This is a genomic window from Enterococcus sp. DIV0712, from assembly GCF_050554855.1.
Taxonomy (GTDB): domain Bacteria; phylum Bacillota; class Bacilli; order Lactobacillales; family Enterococcaceae; genus Enterococcus; species Enterococcus faecalis.
Window position 1 is genome coordinate 141,487 of record NZ_CP187333.1, and the last position, 14,730, is coordinate 156,216.

Sequence of the window (14,730 nt, forward strand, 5' to 3'; positions counted from 1 at the left end):
TTGTAGTAAGCATAGGAAAAGTGGAGGACGTTCAATGAATAAAACACGTGTAGAAGCATTTAGTGATGCAGTCATTGCCATCATCATGACCATCATGATTTTAGAAATTAAGACTCCTCAAGTGGGTGTTTTGGCAGGTTTGATAGAAAATATCCCATATTTTTTATCGTTTATTGTCAGTTTTATTTTTATCTGTATCGCATGGTACAATCATCATTACATAATGTCCGTAACTCATTGGTTTTCTAAAAAAGCGTTTTGGGCAAATAATTTTTGGTTATTCTCCATGGCCTTCATTCCGGTAGCAACTGCTTGGGTGAGTGAATTTTGGTGGATGCGGGCACCCGTTTATTTTTATCTTGTTGTGTATACGGTTTGGGATTTTGCTTACTTCTTGCTAACAAGGATCATTTATGAAGACAATGCAGTGAAAGATCCACAGGGTGCAGCTAAGTTAAGAAAATCGAAATCTTATAGTAAGGCAACAAAAATCATTCATCTTTGTCTTTTCGCAATCGGATATATCGGCATTTATTTTTATCCGCCCATTGGCATTGGTGTGATTTTATCAGAAGCGGTTATCTGGTATTTAAATGTGCCAAAAGAGGGAGACCGCTTGGAGTGTTAAAAGTTTCGATTGGATAAAGAGTCGTGTTCTTTTTAAGGAGCAGGCTATTCGAAAAAAACAATAAAAAAGTTTCCTAATTACGGTGGGAGACTTTTTTTCTTTCAGTTTTTAAGCCCTGCTAAAATCGAAGGAATCAGTGAAAATTTTAATGCTCTTTCACGCAATAATAGCGGATTCATGGTATAATTGAAGAGCTGAGAATAAATAGATTATTCTGTTTGATTCTCGAGACTATTTAAAAGGCTAGCGTAAAATAATTGTCATTCTTGACGTATTTACGACCTTAGAGGAGGAAGCAAGTGTGTTTAAACGTGTTCATTTAATCGTACTAGATTCAGTCGGTATTGGTGAAGCACCAGATGCTGAAAAATTTGGAGATGTCGGCAGTGATACACTAGGTCATATTGCCAAAGAAGCGGGACTAACCATTCCTCATTTAGAAAAACTTGGATTGGGAACTATTGCTCCTTTAACAGGTGTCAAAGCAGTGGCAGACCACGATGGCTATGCCACCAAATTAGAAGAAATTTCTGTTGGAAAAGATACTATGACCGGTCACTGGGAAATTATGGGCTTGAACATCAAAAAACCTTTTCGAGTATTCCCAAACGGCTTTCCTGAAGAATTGCTGAAACAAATTGAAGATTTTTCTGGGCGAAAAGTTGTTTGTAACAAACCATATAGCGGGACAGCAGTCATTGATGATTATGGCGAACATCAAATGAAAACAGGGGATTTAATTGTTTATACTTCAGCAGACCCTGTTTTACAAATTGCGGCGCATGAAGACATTATTCCATTAGAAGAATTGTATAAAATTTGTCAATATGTTCGTGACATTACGAAAGACGAACCTTATATGATTGGTCGGATTATCGCTCGCCCGTATGTTGGTGAACCAGGTAATTTCACTCGAACCAGTAACCGTCATGACTATGCTTTAGATCCTTTTGGCCATACTGTTTTAGATTCGTTGAAAGAAAACGGCAATGATGTGATCGCTGTTGGGAAAATTAACGACATCTTTAATGGACAAGGAATTACTGAAGCTATCCGCACGAAGAGCAATATGGATGGGGTGGATCAATTATTAACGGTCATGAATAAAGATTTCACAGGTTTAAGTTTTACTAACTTAGTGGATTTCGATGCGCTGTATGGCCACCGTCGTGATGTGAAGGGCTATGCAAAAGCCATCGAAGATTTTGATGGTCGTTTGCCAGAGATTATGGCAGCTATGGCCGAAGATGATTTGCTTTTAATTACAGCAGATCACGGGAATGACCCAACTTTCCCAGGAACAGACCACACACGTGAATATGTGCCTTTATTGGCTTATAGTAAAAAAATGACAAAACAAGGCAGCTTGCCACAAGGATTTTATTCAGATATTTCAGCAACGATTGCTGAAAACTTTGAAGTTCCTGCAACGGAAAACGGTCAAAGCTTTTTAAATCAATTACAATAATTCGAGGAGGCAACACATGACAACGTTAACGAACCATTTAAACGAAACAACTGAGTTTTTGAAAGAAAAAGGGGTGCAACAAGCAGACTTCGGTCTAATCTTAGGTTCAGGGTTAGGTGAATTAGCTAATGAAATAACCGATGCGATTGCTATTCCTTTCTCTGAAATTCCCCATTTTTCTGTTTCAACAGTCGTTGGACATGCTGGACAATTAGTTTACGGAACGCTTTCTGGAAAAAAAGTTTTGGCGATGCAAGGACGTTTTCATTATTATGAAGGACATTCGATGCAAACGGTCACTTATCCCGTTCGTGTGATGGCTGCTTTAGGCATTCATTCAATGATTGTAACCAACGCAGCTGGTGGCGTAAATGAAACATATACACCGGGGAATTTGATGTTAATCAATGACCACATTAATTTTACAGGCGATAATCCGTTAATTGGTGAAAATGATGAAGAAATCGGGCCGCGTTTTCCAGATATGAGTCATGCTTACACGCAAGAATATCGGGAAGTGGCAAAAAAAGTGGCTGCGGAACAAAATATTGACTTAAAAGAAGGCGTCTATATGGGCTTTTCTGGCCCGACATATGAAACGCCTGCAGAAATTCGGATGTCACGGACGATGGGTGCAGATGCAGTTGGCATGTCAACTGTTTCGGAGGTCATTGTAGCTGTGCATAGTGGCATGAAAGTACTAGGCATCTCTTGTATTACGAATTTAGCAGCTGGTATGCAAAGTAGCTTAAATCATGCAGAAGTAGTTGAAACAACTGAACGCGTTAAAGGACAATTCAAAGAGTTAGTGAAAGCAACACTAGCAGCTTTATAAAAAAGGAGTAAACCAGAATGAGTGTGCATATCGAAGCAAAACCAGGTGAAATTGCCGATAAAATTTTACTACCAGGGGATCCCCTCCGAGCAAAATATATTGCGGAAACTTTTTTAGAGAATCCTGTCTGCTATAATCAAGTTCGTGGGATGTTAGGTTACACAGGAACGTATAAGGGACAGCGTGTTTCGGTCCAAGGAACAGGGATGGGGATGCCTTCAGCAGGTATTTATGCCCATGAGTTAATTAACTCTTACAATGTGAAGAAGTTAATTCGTGTTGGTACGTGTGGTTCTATTTCAGAAAAAGTCAACGTTCGTGAATTAGTTATCGCACAAGCAGCAGCGACACCTTCTTCCGCGATTCGCAATGATTTTCCTAAATATGATTTTCCACAAATTGCGAGCTTTGATCTTTTACTCAAATCTTACGAAATTGCTAAAGCAAAAGGCTTTACTACCCATGTTGGTAACGTATTGTCAGATGATGTTTTTTACAAAGATAGCTTAGATGATGTCTTTCGTTTAGGTCGATACGGGGTATTAGCGATTGAAATGGAAGCGGCAATGTTATATTATTTAGCAGCAAAATTTGATGTAGAAGCATTGGCGATTATGACGGTAAGTGATAGCTTGGTGACAGGCGAAGAAACAACGGCAGAAGAACGCCAAACGACGTTTAATGAAATGATTGAAGTTGGTTTAGAAACGGCAATTGCTAATTAAAAAAATGCTTGGATGAAAACAATCATCCAAGCATTTTTTTAATTTAAGAGCGCTTTTTTTACATCTTCAACAATTTGAGTATTCGCAATAGGTCCGTTGTATAACCAACTACTTTTTTTATCATAGGTATGAACTTGGTTATTTTTCACAGCAGGTAAGTTCTTCCAAATTGCTTCTTGGAAAAGAGGTGCTGATTCATCGCTGTTTACAAGGAAAATGTGGTCTGCGTCAAGCTCAGCTAATTTTTCTAAAGAAACTTGATTCCAATCCGCAGTAGCGTTTTTAGAAATTTCTTCCACTAATTTTGGAACTTGGAGGCCTAAGTCCTGATAGAGCACGGTTCCGCTTGAGCGATTATCGCTAACCATAAAGACTTGGTTGTTGGTTACCCATAAGACTGCCGCAGATTTGCCAGCATCCTTTTTGCCGAGGTCTTCTTGGACGCCTTTGGTTAAGGTATCATAATCTTCTAACACTTTTTTCGCTTGTTCTTTTTTATCTAAAACAGTGGCAATATCTTCCAATTGATCACGCCAGGTGACATTTTCGCCGTTTTTGACTACATAAGTTGGCGCAATTTTACTGTATTCTTTGTATTTACCGCCTTCAACTAGAGCAGATGAACTGATTAATAATAAGTCAGGTTCAAATTTTAGAACCGCTTCATATGGCAAGTCATAGGAAATAGTGGGGACATCTTTCAATTCTTTCGCTAAATAATCTTGAATGCTGCCTTGTCCAACTGTCCATTGTGCCACTGGTTTTTCTCCTAATGCAACTAGATAATCTTCTAAATAACTCGCAATAATCCGTTTGGGTTTCGCGGGGACGGTTACTTTATTGCCTAAGGTATCTGTTACTTCATGTGTTTTGTCAGCGTTGTTGGCTTCTTTATTCGTATTACCACAAGCTGCGAGTAAGAATGAACCAAGAAGAAGGGTTGTACCAATTAGGACCGTCTTTTTTAAAAGTTTCATTGTGTAACTCCTTTATTTTTAGTTGATAACGATTCTCATTATCAGTTAAAAACGACCGTTTGTCAATCATCGCTTGCTTTTTTGAGCAAATAAGTTGCATTTTTTAGATAATTCGTTTTTTTGATTGGAAGAAACATTGCTTTTTAAGGAAGGGTCTTTTATAATCAAGGAACAATGAGTGAGAACGATTCTCAATAAATGTAAAATAACGACAGAAAAATTAAAGAGGAATGGTTATGAATTATTTAGAGGCAGAGGACTTAACTACAGGATATGGTCGTCAAGTGATTAGTGAAGCGCTGAACTGTTCATTTGAAGCGGGAACTATTACAAGTATTATTGGACCAAATGGTTGTGGCAAATCGACCTTGTTAAAAACACTTGCGCGTATTTTGCCAGCTGAGAAAGGCAAGGTGTTCATTAAGAACCAAGAACTTCAACATTTTTCTTCAAAAGAAGTGGCGCAAGAACTAGCGATCTTATCACAAACGCCAGAAAATACAATCGATTTATCTGTTTTTGACCTCGTCTCTTTCGGGCGGTATCCATATCAATCGGGCTGGAAAAGTGTCACCACAGAAGATCAAGAGTACATACAATGGGCATTAGAATTAACAGGCTTAACTGAATTAGCTAGAGAGTCTGTGGCGATTTTATCAGGTGGACAACGTCAACGGGTTTGGATTGCTATGGCGCTAGTGCAGGATACAGATATTTTAATTTTAGATGAACCGACCACCTATTTGGATCCAGCGCATCAGCTAGAAATTTTAAATGTGTTAAAACGAATTAATCAAGAACATCAGAAAACTATCGTGATGACGATTCATGATATTAATTTAGCTTCTCGTTTTTCTGATCGCGTGATTGCGATGAAAGAGGGAAAGATTATCAATGAGGGAACACCGCAAGAAGTGATTACTGTTACTGGCTTAGCAGATGTTTTCGCTATTCAAGCAGAAATTAGTTATCATAGTCAGACACAGCGGCCACTAGTGCTTTCTTATGAGTTGATGGAAATGGAGCTGGATGGATGAAAGGCATAAGCGGATTTTATAGACACCAATGGCAAGTGTTGCTTGTCTGTCTTTTTTTGCTACTGGGGACAATGCTTCTGTCATTGATGTTTGGTGCGACGTCGGTTTCGATTCAAACGATTATTGATTCATTTACGCACTTCGATGCGACCAATCAAGCGCATCAAGTCATCCAAACGGTTCGGTTGCCGCGGATTTTAGGGGCCGCTTTTGTGGGGGCAAGTTTAGCGGTGAGTGGGGCGTTAGCGCAAGGGATTACACAAAATCCATTGGCAGATTCTGGCTTGCTGGGTATCAATGCTGGGGCTGGCTTGGGCTTGGCGCTTGTTTTTGCTTTCCTCCCTCAGGCAAGTTATTGGTGGCTTTTAGTTGTTTCTTTTCTTGGTGCCGGCGTGAGTGTGGCACTGATTTATTATCTTTCTAATCATTCAATTCGAGGAGCAAGCCCCATGCGTCTGACCTTAGTGGGAGCTGGTATTAGTGCCCTTTTTTTATCATTTAGTCAATTCTTAGCCATTCAGTTCAATTTGAGTCAAGAGTTAACGTTTTGGTTTCTTGGCGGTGTCAGCGTTATTTCTTGGGCACAATTAAAAATAGTCGTCCCGATCTTTCTGGGCGCATTTGCATTAGCAATTCTGATTAGTCCGTCGGTGACTATTTTACGGTTTGGCGATGATGCAACAATTGGTTTGGGGCGAAATCCGCAGCGTATTCGGTTGTTTGCCAGTATAACGATTTTGCTTTTATCAGGATTGTCTGTGGCGCTAGTTGGCTCGGTCAGTTTTGTTGGTTTGGTGGTGCCTCATGTGATGCGAACAGTTTCTGGAGAAAATTACCGGCGCTTGATTCCGTTCTCAGCGTTAGGCGGTGCGCTCCTCGTTTTGGTGGCAGATTTAATCGCTCGAATGGTGAATCCGCCTTTTGAAACACCATTTGGGATTATCACGGCCTTAATTGGCATCCCATTCTTTCTTTATTTATTTCGTAAAGGAGGGCAACTAGGATGACACAGAAAAAAGTGTCCCGTTGGGTGGCTATCTTAATAGTTGGGATTATCCTAACGGCTTGTATCAGTTTAACGCAAGGGGAATTATCTGTTTCCGTCATGGATTTAAAAGCCCTTCTTTTGGGACAGGGAAGTCAGGCCAAACAACTGTTAGTTTGGGATTTTCGGTTACCACGGATTGTGCTTGCGGTCCTAGCGGGCGCAGCTTTAGGCTTAAGCGGCGCTATTCTTCAAGGGATTACTCGGAATCCGTTAGCAGATACTGGGATTTTAGGCATTAATGCGGGTGCGGGTTTGGCAGTGATTTTGTTTATTAGTTTTGTTGAGACGACAAGTATCACGACGTTTGCACTTCCGCTCGTGGCCTTAGTTGGCGGCTTGCTAGCGGCTGTTGGGATTTTGGTAATTGCGTATCATCATCGTTTAGGATTGACGCCAGTTCGAATGGTCTTAGCGGGTGTCATTTTGAGTACGGGTATTTCAGCACTCACCTTATTAATTACATCAAAAATTGACACTGAAAAGTACCGTTTTGTTACAATGTGGCAAGCAGGCAGTATCTGGGGCAGTAATTGGTTCTTTGTGGGCGCTTTGTTGCCTTGGCTAGTCATCGGGTTCTTTTTTGCGATGAAGCGTCATCGTCTGTTGGATATTTTTCAATTGGGGGACGAAACAGCTATTTCTGTAGGTATTGCTGTGAAAAAAGAACGAATCGTTTCGTTGCTGTTAGCGGTGATGTTGGCGGCATCAGCGATTTCCGTTACAGGGGGAATTAATTTTTTAGGTTTACTTGCGCCACATATTGCTCGCAAATGTGGTTTTACGCAACAAAAACAGGTATTGCCATTGGCGGCGTTGTTTGGGAGTTTACTTTTATTGGTTAGTGATACGATTGGTCGGCTATTGCCTGGCAATGGAGAAATGCCTGCAGGGATTATTGTTGCGATCATCGGTGCGCCTTATTTTCTTTATTTGTTAATCAAAACAAGCGATTCGTTATAAAAAAGAATCAAAAGCTGGGTCAATCGGTCGTTGTGAAAGCAACTGTCATTTGCTCGGCTTTTTTATTGGCGGATTTTTGAAAAAATAGTATGATAAATGCGTAAGAGGATTGAATGGAGGATGAAAGAATGGAAAACTTTAATTTTTATGTACCAACAGACATCCGTTTTGGGAAAGATCGTTTAGACGAATTACCTGCTGTGTTAGATCAATTTGGCAAAAATGTCTTACTTGTTTATGGTGGCGGTAGTATCAAACGTAATGGCTTGTACCAACAAATTACTGATTTGGCCCAAAAAAACGGGCATACACTGATTGAGTTGAGCGGTGTCGAACCAAACCCGCGCATTGAAACCGTTAGAAAAGGAATTGAGTTGTGTAAAGAAAACCAAGTCGATGTTATTTTAGCAGTTGGCGGTGGTTCAACCATTGACTGTTCCAAAGCAATAGCTGCGGGCTTTTATTCGGAAGAAGATATCTGGACAGTCATTGCAGCCAGAAAAGGGTATACTGGTCCTGCTTTACCAATCGTGACCATCTTGACTTTAGCAGCGACAGGTAGTGAAATGAACGCAGGTGCTGTCATTTCTAACTTAGAAACCAATCAAAAGTTAGGCTTTGGTGGTCCGAATATGATTCCAAAAGTTTCGTTCTTGGATCCAACGAATACTTTTACGGTTCCTCAAAATCAAACAGCAGCTGGCTCAGCGGATATTTTCAGTCATTTGATTGAAAACTATTTTAGTATTTCGACAGGCACAGACGTCCAAGATTTTGTGTCAGAAGGCTTAATGCGAACGGTTATCAAAAATTGTCCTATTGCTTTAGAAAATCCAGAAGATTATGATGCACGTGCTAATTTAATGTGGGCAAGTAGTTTAGCCTTAAATGGCTTAACAGGGCGCGGCAAACAAGGTGTTTGGTCTTGTCACCCAATGGAACATGAATTAAGTGCGTTTTATGACATTACGCATGGGATTGGCTTAGCAATTTTAACGCCTCGTTGGATGAATTACGTTTTGTCTGAACAAACCGTAGGCAAGTTTGCACAGTTTGCTCGAAATGTGTGGGGAATAGTCGAACAAGAAGAGGAAGTAGCAGCGAAAAAAGGTATTCAAGCATTGTATGATTACTTTGTGGCTTGTGGCATTCCAATGACATTACCAGAAGTTGGCATCGAAGCAGATAAATTTGAAGAAATGGCACAACAAGCTGTGGACCATAGTGCAATTGCCGAAAAGGCTTATGTACCATTGGATGCAGCGGATATAGTAGCGATTTATAAAGATTGTTTAACCGAAAGTCAATTTATTTAATCCATAAAAAAGCGGTTTGCCTTGGCAAACCGCTTTTGTTAATAAAAAACAAGTTCTTATAAGTAGTATTTTTCTTTCACAGTTAAATCATCGTTTAATTCATAAACTAATGGTTTACCTGTTGGGATTTCAAGATCCATAATATCTTCATCAGAAATGCCTTCGATGTGTTTAGCTAAAGCACGTAATGAATTACCATGAGCCGCTACTAAGACAGTTTTGTTGTCTTTTAAAGCTGGCGCAATTTCATCTTGCCAGAATGGTAATGCACGTTCCAAAGTAACTTTCAAGTTTTCGCCACCAGGAATATCGCGTTGGTCTAACATTGCATAACGACGGTCGTTTGCTGCAGAACCTTCATCTGTTGCTTCCATTAATGGAGGAAGAGTATCGTAAGAACGACGCCAGATGTGGACTTGTTCGTCTCCGTATTTTTCAGCAGTTTCTTTTTTGTTTAGTCCTTGTAATTTACCATAGTGACGTTCGTTTAAGCGCCAAGATTTGATTTGAGGCACCCATAATTGATCTGAGTATTCTAGTAAATAGTTACAAGTTTTGATGGCACGAGTTAAAACAGAAGTATAAGCAACGTCGAATTCGATGCCTGCTTCTTTAATTTTACGGCCGCCTTCTTTTGCTTCTTCAACACCTTCAGGTGCTAAATCTACGTCAGCCCATCCAGTAAATTGGTTTAAGGCATTCCATTCGCTAAGTCCATGACGAGAAAAAACTAATTTTGGCATGTATAAGCTCTCCTTTGAGTTTAGTTTTCTGAAAATAAGATTTCCACGTTTATTGTACACCGTTTTGCGCAAGATTTCCAATGGAAAATAGTAAAAAAACGTGAAAGTTGCTGAAAAATTAGAGTGAAATCGAATCAAAAAAGAAGCCCCATCTGAAGGACTTCTTTTTTATTCTTAGGAATACAGCCGTTCGACATCTGTCTCAGGTAAATTGATGTACTTATAACAAGTGCCCACCGAAACGCCGCATTTATTAGAAATAAATTGGATTGTTTCTTTGTTTTCATAATATAATGCACGGATTTTGCGGACGGTGCGTCCATCGATTTTTGGACGTCCACCTACTTTTCCGTTTTCACGAGCTTTGTGGAGCCCAACGAGTGTTCGTTCTTTAATTAGTGCACATTCCATCGCAGATAAGCTCTCCATTAATTGGAAATAGGCTTCACCTGTTGGAAGGTGAGTATCAATTCCTTCTGAAATGCTGACAAAATCAACTTGTTTTTCCTTTAACATTTTCATAAAGTCTGTTAATTGGCGGGTTGTTTTACCTAAATGGTGCAATTTACAAACAATAAGTGTATCCCCAGCAGAAAGAAGTTTTTCGACTTCGTCTAAGACACTGATCTCCGCTTGAGGATCAAATGTCTCTTGGAAAATATCATCACAACCAAACGATTGGAGAGTGGTTAGTTGATTTTTTAAATCGTCTTCAATAATAGTTGTGCGTGCATAACCAATTCGTTTCATATATTATCCTTCCTATATAAATAATCTTTTTTCACACATTCTTAACGTGCGGGAACATGTAAGGTTTTCGGTCCATCTTCATAACCGACGATTACCATAGAAACCATATTTAAAAATAAGCCGTGTTCAACGACGCCAACCAAGTTGTCTAAATAAGAACCCAAAGCTTCTGGATCTGTAATTTTTTCTAAATGCAAATCGATGATATGGTGGCCTCCATCTGTTATTAATGTTTCGCCAGCAGCGTTTAAACGAAGTGTTGGGTGATAGCCTTTTTCTTCAAATAAATGCACTAGTTGGCGGCTGCCATAAGGAACAACCTCAACTGGAAGCGGGAAAGCCCCTAAATCGTCCACCATTTTTGATTTATCCACAATCCAAATACATTTCTTTGAATAAGTGGCCACAATTTTTTCAAAAAGTAAGGCAGCGCCACCGCCTTTGATTCCTTGAAAATCAGCGCTGATTTCATCGGCGCCATCAATCGTAAGATCCACATACGGAACCTCATCAATACTTTTTAAAGGAATGCCCAAGGCCAAGGCTTGTTTCTCTGTTTCTTTTGAAGTAGTAACCCCTACGATTGACAATCCTTCTTCTTTTACGCGACGACCAATTTCGTCTACCATAAATTTTGCTGTTGAGCCAGTACCCAAACCGACAATCATGCCGTCTTCTACATATTTTGCAGCTTCGATTCCTACCATTTGTTTCAGATTCATCGCTGTTTTCCGCCCCCTTCAATAGTCAAAGATATTGTACCGTTATTTAACTAAAAAAGATAGAAAGTTTTTGAAAAAGTCATAAAAATTTTTAAAGGAAAAGTACGTTTAAATAGAAGGAAAAGCTTTTTTTCGAAAGGCGAAAGAAGAGGGTTGACAGCTGATACTTATCGTGGTATCCTAACAAAGGTGCTTTATCTACAGGTTCCTTATAGGGACGTGCTGACTGTCTATCAAAGCATATTTGATAAAGAGTGCAGAGATTGCATTATTTTTTATCGCGAAAAAAGAACCACCTGGATGTGTGGAACTAGAAGCGAAGTAAGGAAGGAGGAGAACAAGGAATGCCTACAATTAACCAATTAGTACGTAAACCTCGTAAATCTAAAGTAGAAAAATCTGATTCACCAGCCTTAAACAAAGGATATAACAGTTTTAAGAAAACTCAAACAAACGTTAACTCTCCGCAAAAACGTGGAGTTTGTACACGTGTGGGTACGATGACACCTAAAAAACCGAACTCAGCTTTACGTAAATATGCCCGTGTTCGTTTGTCAAACTTAATCGAAGTTACAGCTTATATCCCAGGTATCGGTCACAACTTACAAGAACACAGCGTGGTATTATTACGTGGTGGACGTGTAAAAGACTTACCAGGGGTACGTTACCATATCGTTCGTGGTGCGCTTGATACTGCCGGTGTTAACGACCGTAAACAAAGCCGCTCTAAATACGGTACAAAACGTCCTAAAGCTTAATTATAATAAGACAATAACAACTTGAAAAATCATATTTCGGAAGGAGGAGTTACGGATGCCTCGTAAAGGTCCTGTTGCAAAACGTGATGTTTTACCAGATCCAATTTATAACTCAAAATTAGTAACTCGCTTAATCAACCGTGTAATGGTTGACGGTAAACGCGGGATTGCTGCTAACATTATCTATAATTCATTTGATATCATCAAAGAATCTACAGGTAACGATCCATTGGAAGTTTTTGAACAAGCAATGAAAAACGTTATGCCTGTTCTTGAAGTTAAAGCACGTCGTGTTGGGGGTTCTAACTACCAAGTACCAGTTGAAGTTCGTCCAGAACGTCGTACAACTTTAGGTTTACGTTGGGTAGTTAACTACGCACGTCTACGTGGTGAACACACAATGGAAGAACGTCTAGCGAAAGAAATCATGGATGCTGCTAACAACACTGGCGCTTCTGTTAAAAAACGCGAAGACACACACAAAATGGCAGACGCAAACCGCGCATTTGCTCATTATCGTTGGTAAGATCCTCTCTGTCTGTCGCGTAAAGTGGCAGCAGAAAGTCAATTTACAATCGATTTAAATAAAGAGAGGAGTAAACATACAAAATGGCAAGAGAATTTTCACTTGAAAAAACTCGTAACATTGGTATCATGGCCCACGTTGATGCTGGTAAAACAACAACAACTGAGCGTATCTTGTACTACACTGGTAAAATCCATAAAATCGGTGAAACCCATGAAGGTGCTTCACAAATGGACTGGATGGAACAAGAACAAGAACGTGGTATCACGATTACATCCGCTGCGACAACTGCACAGTGGAAAGGCTACCGTGTAAATATCATCGATACTCCAGGACACGTGGACTTCACAATTGAAGTACAACGTTCTTTACGCGTATTAGATGGTGCGGTAACAGTTCTTGACTCTCAATCAGGTGTAGAACCTCAAACAGAAACTGTTTGGCGTCAAGCGACTGAATATAAAGTTCCTCGTATTGTATTCTGTAACAAAATGGATAAAATCGGTGCGGACTTCTTCTATTCAGTAGAATCATTACATGATCGTTTACAAGCAAACGCTCATCCAATTCAAATTCCAATCGGAGCTGAAGAAGACTTCACTGGAATCATTGACTTGATTAAAATGAAAGCTGAAATCTACACAAATGATTTGGGAACAGATATTCAAGAAACTGATATTCCTGAAGATTATTTAGAAAAAGCGCAAGAATGGCGCGAAAAATTAGTTGAAGCTGTTGCTGAAACTGACGAAGACTTAATGATGAAATATCTTGAAGGTGAAGAAATCACTGAAGAAGAATTAGTCGCTGGTATCCGTCAAGCAACAATCAACGTTGAGTTCTTCCCTGTATTAGCTGGTTCAGCATTCAAGAATAAAGGGGTTCAATTAATGTTGGACGCTGTTCTTGATTACTTACCATCTCCATTAGATATCGATGCTATCAAAGGGATCGATACTAAAACAGACGAAGAAACAACTCGTCCAGCTGATGACGAAGCACCTTTCGCTTCATTAGCATTTAAAGTTATGACTGACCCATTCGTAGGTCGTTTAACTTTCTTCCGTGTTTATTCTGGTGTCCTTGAAAGTGGTTCATACGTATTGAACGCTTCAAAAGGCAAAAAAGAACGTATCGGTCGTATCCTACAAATGCACGCCAACACTCGTCAAGAAATTGACAAAGTGTACTCTGGTGATATCGCTGCTGCTGTTGGTCTAAAAGACACAACAACTGGTGATACATTATGTGCATTAGATGCACCAGTTATTCTTGAATCTATTGAATTCCCTGACCCAGTTATCCAAGTCGCTGTTGAACCTAAATCAAAAGCTGACCAAGATAAAATGGGCGTGGCTCTACAAAAACTTGCTGAAGAAGATCCATCATTCCGCGTTGAAACAAACGTTGAAACTGGTGAAACAGTTATCTCTGGTATGGGTGAATTGCACTTAGACGTTTTAGTAGACCGTATGAAACGTGAATTCAAAGTTGAAGCTAACGTAGGTGCTCCTCAAGTATCTTACCGCGAAACATTCCGTGCTGCGACTAAAGCAGAAGGTAAATTCGTTCGTCAGTCTGGTGGTAAAGGACAATACGGTCACGTATGGGTTGAATTTACACCAAATGAAGAAGGTAAAGGCTTCGAGTTTGAAAACGCAATTGTCGGTGGTGTGGTTCCTCGTGAATACATCCCAGCAGTTGAAAAAGGGTTAGAAGACTCTATGAACAACGGTGTTCTTGCTGGTTATCCATTAGTTGATATCAAAGCAAAACTTTACGATGGTTCATACCACGATGTCGATTCAAATGAAACGGCCTTCCGTGTAGCTGCTTCTATGGCATTGAAAGCTGCGGCTAAAAATGCAAACCCAGTTATTTTAGAACCAATGATGAAAGTTACAATTACTGTTCCTGAAGATTACTTAGGTGATATCATGGGACACGTAACAAGTCGTCGTGGACGTGTTGAAGGTATGGAAGCACACGGTAACTCTCAAATCGTTAATGCGATGGTACCTTTAGCTGAAATGTTTGGTTATGCTACAACATTACGTTCAGCAACACAAGGACGCGGTACATTTATGATGGTATTTGACCACTATGAAGACGTACCTAAGTCTGTTCAAGAAGAAATCATCAAGAAAAACGGCGGCAACGCATAATTTTCCTTGAGAATAAAAGGTTTGTTTTTAGAACTATCCTTTTTTCAAGATTTCGTGTAAAATAGCTTATGA

At 39.8% G+C, this 14,730-nt stretch carries 15 protein-coding genes; 11 read left to right on the forward strand and 4 right to left on the reverse strand.

Annotation, left to right across the window (positions count from 1 at the left end):
• The first annotated feature begins 34 nt into the window (after positions 1–34).
• The 4 genes from IGL42_RS00605 (at position 35) to deoD (ending at position 3,656) form a co-directional block, all read left to right on the forward strand.
• Positions 35–628 carry a TMEM175 family protein gene (locus tag IGL42_RS00605; RefSeq protein WP_002359336.1) on the forward strand — a complete coding sequence of 198 codons (594 nt, stop codon included), beginning with the start codon at positions 35–37 and terminating at the stop codon, positions 626–628.
• A gap of 301 nt (positions 629–929) precedes the next feature.
• Positions 930–2,096 carry a phosphopentomutase gene (gene deoB / locus IGL42_RS00610; protein WP_002356179.1) on the forward strand — a complete coding sequence of 389 codons (1,167 nt, stop codon included), beginning with the start codon at positions 930–932 and terminating at the stop codon, positions 2,094–2,096.
• Between the two features lie 16 nt (positions 2,097–2,112).
• A complete protein-coding gene (locus IGL42_RS00615; RefSeq protein WP_002356180.1) occupies positions 2,113–2,931 on the forward strand; it encodes a purine-nucleoside phosphorylase in 819 nt (272 codons plus the stop codon).
• A 17-nt stretch (positions 2,932–2,948) separates the two neighbouring features.
• Positions 2,949–3,656, forward strand: coding sequence for a purine-nucleoside phosphorylase (gene deoD / locus IGL42_RS00620; RefSeq protein ID WP_002356181.1), 708 nt, complete (start codon positions 2,949–2,951; stop codon positions 3,654–3,656).
• 38 nt (positions 3,657–3,694) lie between these two features.
• Here deoD and IGL42_RS00625 read toward each other — a convergent pair whose 3' ends face one another.
• A complete protein-coding gene (locus tag IGL42_RS00625; protein WP_002361532.1) occupies positions 3,695–4,633 on the reverse strand; it encodes an iron-hydroxamate ABC transporter substrate-binding protein in 939 nt (312 codons plus the stop codon).
• A 230-nt stretch (positions 4,634–4,863) separates the two neighbouring features.
• Between IGL42_RS00625 and IGL42_RS00630 the strand changes: the two genes are divergently transcribed.
• The 4 genes from IGL42_RS00630 (at position 4,864) to IGL42_RS00645 (ending at position 8,994) form a co-directional block, all read left to right on the forward strand.
• On the forward strand, positions 4,864–5,670 hold the full coding sequence (locus IGL42_RS00630; RefSeq protein WP_002356183.1) for an ABC transporter ATP-binding protein: 807 nt from the start codon (positions 4,864–4,866) through the stop codon (positions 5,668–5,670).
• Positions 5,667–6,677 carry a FecCD family ABC transporter permease gene (locus tag IGL42_RS00635; RefSeq protein WP_002356184.1) on the forward strand — a complete coding sequence of 337 codons (1,011 nt, stop codon included), beginning with the start codon at positions 5,667–5,669 and terminating at the stop codon, positions 6,675–6,677. Before IGL42_RS00630 ends, IGL42_RS00635 begins: the two co-directional genes overlap by 4 nt.
• On the forward strand, positions 6,674–7,678 hold the full coding sequence (locus IGL42_RS00640; protein WP_002394588.1) for a FecCD family ABC transporter permease: 1,005 nt from the start codon (positions 6,674–6,676) through the stop codon (positions 7,676–7,678). Before IGL42_RS00635 ends, IGL42_RS00640 begins: the two co-directional genes overlap by 4 nt.
• 128 nt (positions 7,679–7,806) lie before the next feature.
• Positions 7,807–8,994 (forward strand): iron-containing alcohol dehydrogenase, encoded by a 1,188-nt coding sequence (locus IGL42_RS00645; protein WP_002356186.1) that lies wholly within the window; start codon positions 7,807–7,809, stop codon positions 8,992–8,994.
• A gap of 56 nt (positions 8,995–9,050) precedes the next feature.
• Here the strand turns inward: IGL42_RS00645 and gpmA are convergent, their stop codons facing one another.
• The 3 genes from gpmA to rpiA all read right to left on the reverse strand — a co-directional run bounded on the left by gpmA (position 9,051) and on the right by rpiA (position 11,209).
• A complete protein-coding gene (gene gpmA / locus IGL42_RS00650) occupies positions 9,051–9,737 on the reverse strand; it encodes a 2,3-diphosphoglycerate-dependent phosphoglycerate mutase (RefSeq protein WP_002359343.1) in 687 nt (228 codons plus the stop codon).
• A 174-nt stretch (positions 9,738–9,911) separates the two neighbouring features.
• A complete protein-coding gene (locus tag IGL42_RS00655) occupies positions 9,912–10,487 on the reverse strand; it encodes a recombinase family protein (protein ID WP_002356188.1) in 576 nt (191 codons plus the stop codon).
• A gap of 41 nt (positions 10,488–10,528) precedes the next feature.
• Complete coding sequence (gene rpiA, locus IGL42_RS00660) at positions 10,529–11,209, reverse strand: ribose-5-phosphate isomerase RpiA (protein WP_002363468.1); 681 nt, start codon at positions 11,207–11,209, stop codon at positions 10,529–10,531.
• A gap of 344 nt (positions 11,210–11,553) precedes the next feature.
• Here rpiA and rpsL point away from each other — a divergent pair, with 344 nt between their 5' ends.
• From rpsL to fusA, 3 genes are all read left to right on the forward strand, one after another.
• Complete coding sequence (gene rpsL / locus IGL42_RS00665; RefSeq protein ID WP_002356190.1) at positions 11,554–11,967, forward strand: 30S ribosomal protein S12; 414 nt, start codon at positions 11,554–11,556, stop codon at positions 11,965–11,967.
• A 55-nt stretch (positions 11,968–12,022) separates the two neighbouring features.
• Positions 12,023–12,493, forward strand: coding sequence for a 30S ribosomal protein S7 (rpsG, locus tag IGL42_RS00670; protein WP_002356191.1), 471 nt, complete (start codon positions 12,023–12,025; stop codon positions 12,491–12,493).
• Positions 12,494–12,576: 83 nt separating this feature from the next.
• Positions 12,577–14,658 (forward strand): elongation factor G, encoded by a 2,082-nt coding sequence (fusA, locus tag IGL42_RS00675; RefSeq protein WP_002356192.1) that lies wholly within the window; start codon positions 12,577–12,579, stop codon positions 14,656–14,658.
• The last annotated feature ends 72 nt before the right edge of the window (positions 14,659–14,730 follow it).

What these genes read in the sequence shown, in the direction of transcription:
- IGL42_RS00605 (WP_002359336.1), top strand. Translation starts at nt 35, where the DNA reads ATGAATAAAACACGTGTAGAAGCATTTAGTGATGCAGTCATTGCCATC.
- IGL42_RS00615 (WP_002356180.1), top strand. Translation starts at nt 2,113, where the DNA reads ATGACAACGTTAACGAACCATTTAAACGAAACAACTGAGTTTTTGAAA.
- deoD (WP_002356181.1), top strand. Translation starts at nt 2,949, where the DNA reads ATGAGTGTGCATATCGAAGCAAAACCAGGTGAAATTGCCGATAAAATT.
- IGL42_RS00625 (WP_002361532.1), bottom strand. Translation starts at nt 4,633, where the DNA reads ATGAAACTTTTAAAAAAGACGGTCCTAATTGGTACAACCCTTCTTCTT.
- IGL42_RS00630 (WP_002356183.1), top strand. Translation starts at nt 4,864, where the DNA reads ATGGTTATGAATTATTTAGAGGCAGAGGACTTAACTACAGGATATGGT.
- IGL42_RS00635 (WP_002356184.1), top strand. Translation starts at nt 5,667, where the DNA reads ATGAAAGGCATAAGCGGATTTTATAGACACCAATGGCAAGTGTTGCTT.
- IGL42_RS00640 (WP_002394588.1), top strand. Translation starts at nt 6,674, where the DNA reads ATGACACAGAAAAAAGTGTCCCGTTGGGTGGCTATCTTAATAGTTGGG.
- IGL42_RS00645 (WP_002356186.1), top strand. Translation starts at nt 7,807, where the DNA reads ATGGAAAACTTTAATTTTTATGTACCAACAGACATCCGTTTTGGGAAA.
- gpmA (WP_002359343.1), bottom strand. Translation starts at nt 9,737, where the DNA reads ATGCCAAAATTAGTTTTTTCTCGTCATGGACTTAGCGAATGGAATGCC.
- IGL42_RS00655 (WP_002356188.1), bottom strand. Translation starts at nt 10,487, where the DNA reads ATGAAACGAATTGGTTATGCACGCACAACTATTATTGAAGACGATTTA.
- rpiA (WP_002363468.1), bottom strand. Translation starts at nt 11,209, where the DNA reads ATGAATCTGAAACAAATGGTAGGAATCGAAGCTGCAAAATATGTAGAA.
- rpsL (WP_002356190.1), top strand. Translation starts at nt 11,554, where the DNA reads ATGCCTACAATTAACCAATTAGTACGTAAACCTCGTAAATCTAAAGTA.
- rpsG (WP_002356191.1), top strand. Translation starts at nt 12,023, where the DNA reads ATGCCTCGTAAAGGTCCTGTTGCAAAACGTGATGTTTTACCAGATCCA.
- fusA (WP_002356192.1), top strand. Translation starts at nt 12,577, where the DNA reads ATGGCAAGAGAATTTTCACTTGAAAAAACTCGTAACATTGGTATCATG.